Annotated in this window: 2 protein-coding genes and 3 pseudogenes; 4 read left to right on the forward strand and 1 reads right to left on the reverse strand. The window is 57.1% G+C overall.

What is annotated here, in order from left to right; translation table 11 throughout:
- Nucleotides 1–319, forward strand: a pseudogene (lacI, locus tag ACK13D_RS22015) (DNA-binding transcriptional repressor LacI); the annotation flags it as partial.
- A gap of 49 nt (nucleotides 320–368) precedes the next feature.
- Nucleotides 369–695, forward strand: a pseudogene (locus ACK13D_RS22020) (tetracycline resistance MFS efflux pump); the annotation flags it as partial.
- A 29-nt stretch (nucleotides 696–724) separates the two neighbouring features.
- Here ACK13D_RS22020 and ACK13D_RS22080 read toward each other — a convergent pair.
- Nucleotides 725–811: pseudogene (locus ACK13D_RS22080) on the reverse strand (MobC family plasmid mobilization relaxosome protein); the annotation flags it as partial.
- A gap of 64 nt (nucleotides 812–875) precedes the next feature.
- Between ACK13D_RS22080 and ACK13D_RS22025 the strand changes: the two are divergent.
- The gene (locus ACK13D_RS22025) at nucleotides 876–1,067 is read left to right on the forward strand and encodes a Rop family plasmid primer RNA-binding protein (RefSeq protein ID WP_000165985.1); all 192 of its coding nucleotides are present in this window, start codon (nucleotides 876–878) and stop codon (nucleotides 1,065–1,067) included.
- A 621-nt stretch (nucleotides 1,068–1,688) separates the two neighbouring features.
- Nucleotides 1,689–1,871 (forward strand): hypothetical protein (locus ACK13D_RS22085; protein ID WP_219573032.1); only part of this gene is annotated, 183 nt, incomplete at its 3' end.

Genomic DNA, 1,871 nt, shown 5'->3' on the forward strand with positions numbered 1-1,871 from the left:
CGCCATTACCGAGTCCGGGCTGCGCGTTGGTGCGGATATCTCGGTAGTGGGATACGACGATACCGAAGACAGCTCATGTTATATCCCGCCGTTAACCACCATCAAACAGGATTTTCGCCTGCTGGGGCAAACCAGCGTGGACCGCTTGCTGCAACTCTCTCAGGGCCAGGCGGTGAAGGGCAATCAGCTGTTGCCCGTCTCACTGGTGAAAAGAAAAACCACCCTGGCGCCCAATACGCAAACCGCCTCTCCCCGCGCGTTGGCCGATTCATTAATGCAGCTGGCACGACAGGTTTCCCGACTGGAAAGCGGGCAGTGAGCGCAACGCAATTAATGTAAGTTAGCTCACTCATTAGGCACCGGGATCTCGACCGATGCCCTTGAGAGCCTTCAACCCAGTCAGCTCCTTCCGGTGGGCGCGGGGCATGACTATCGTCGCCGCACTTATGACTGTCTTCTTTATCATGCAACTCGTAGGACAGGTGCCGGCAGCGCTCTGGGTCATTTTCGGCGAGGACCGCTTTCGCTGGAGCGCGACGATGATCGGCCTGTCGCTTGCGGTATTCGGAATCTTGCACGCCCTCGCTCAAGCCTTCGTCACTGGTCCCGCCACCAAACGTTTCGGCGAGAAGCAGGCCATTATCGCCGGCATGGCGGCCGACGCGCTGGGCTACGTCTTGCTGGCGTTCGGCTGGCATTGACCCTGAGTGATTTTTCTCTGGTCCCGCCGCATCCATACCGCCAGTTGTTTACCCTCACAACGTTCCAGTAACCGGGCATGTTCATCATCAGTAACCCGTATCGTGAGCATCCTCTCTCGTTTCATCGGTATCATTACCCCCATGAACAGAAATCCCCCTTACACGGAGGCATCAGTGACCAAACAGGAAAAAACCGCCCTTAACATGGCCCGCTTTATCAGAAGCCAGACATTAACGCTTCTGGAGAAACTCAACGAGCTGGACGCGGATGAACAGGCAGACATCTGTGAATCGCTGCACGACCACGCTGATGAGCTTTACCGCAGCTGCCTCGCGCGTTTCGGTGATGACGGTGAAAACCTCTGACACATGCAGCTCCCGGAGACGGTCACAGCTTGTCTGTAAGCGGATGCCGGGAGCAGACAAGCCCGTCAGGGCGCGTCAGCGGGTGTTGGCGGGTGTCGGGGCGCAGCCATGACCCAGTCACGTAGCGATAGCGGAGTGTATACTGGCTTAACTATGCGGCATCAGAGCAGATTGTACTGAGAGTGCACCATAGCTTCCTCGCTCCCTGACTCGCTGCGCTCGGTCGTTCGGCTGCGGCGAGCGGTATCAGCTCACTCAAAGGCGGTAATACGGTTATCCACAGAATCAGGGGATAACGCAGGAAAGAACATGTGAGCAAAAGGCCAGCAAAAGGCCAGGAACCGTAAAAAGGCCGCGTTGCTGGCGTTTTTCCATAGGCTCCGCCCCCCTGACGAGCATCACAAAAATCGACGCTCAAGTCAGAGGTGGCGAAACCCGACAGGACTATAAAGATACCAGGCGTTTCCCCCTGGAAGCTCCCTCGTGCGCTCTCCTGTTCCGACCCTGCCGCTTACCGGATACCTGTCCGCCTTTCTCCCTTCGGGAAGCGTGGCGCTTTCTCATAGCTCACGCTGTAGGTATCTCAGTTCGGTGTAGGTCGTTCGCTCCAAGCTGGGCTGTGTGCACGAACCCCCCGTTCAGCCCGACCGCTGCGCCTTATCCGGTAACTATCGTCTTGAGTCCAACCCGGTAAGACACGACTTATCGCCACTGGCAGCAGCCACTGGTAACAGGATTAGCAGAGCGAGGTATGTAGGCGGTGCTACAGAGTTCTTGAAGTGGTGGCCTAACTACGGCTACACT

Source organism: Pantoea sp. K16, from assembly GCF_048452805.1.
In the GTDB taxonomy this organism is placed as follows: Bacteria; Pseudomonadota; Gammaproteobacteria; order Enterobacterales; family Enterobacteriaceae; genus Pantoea; species Pantoea agglomerans.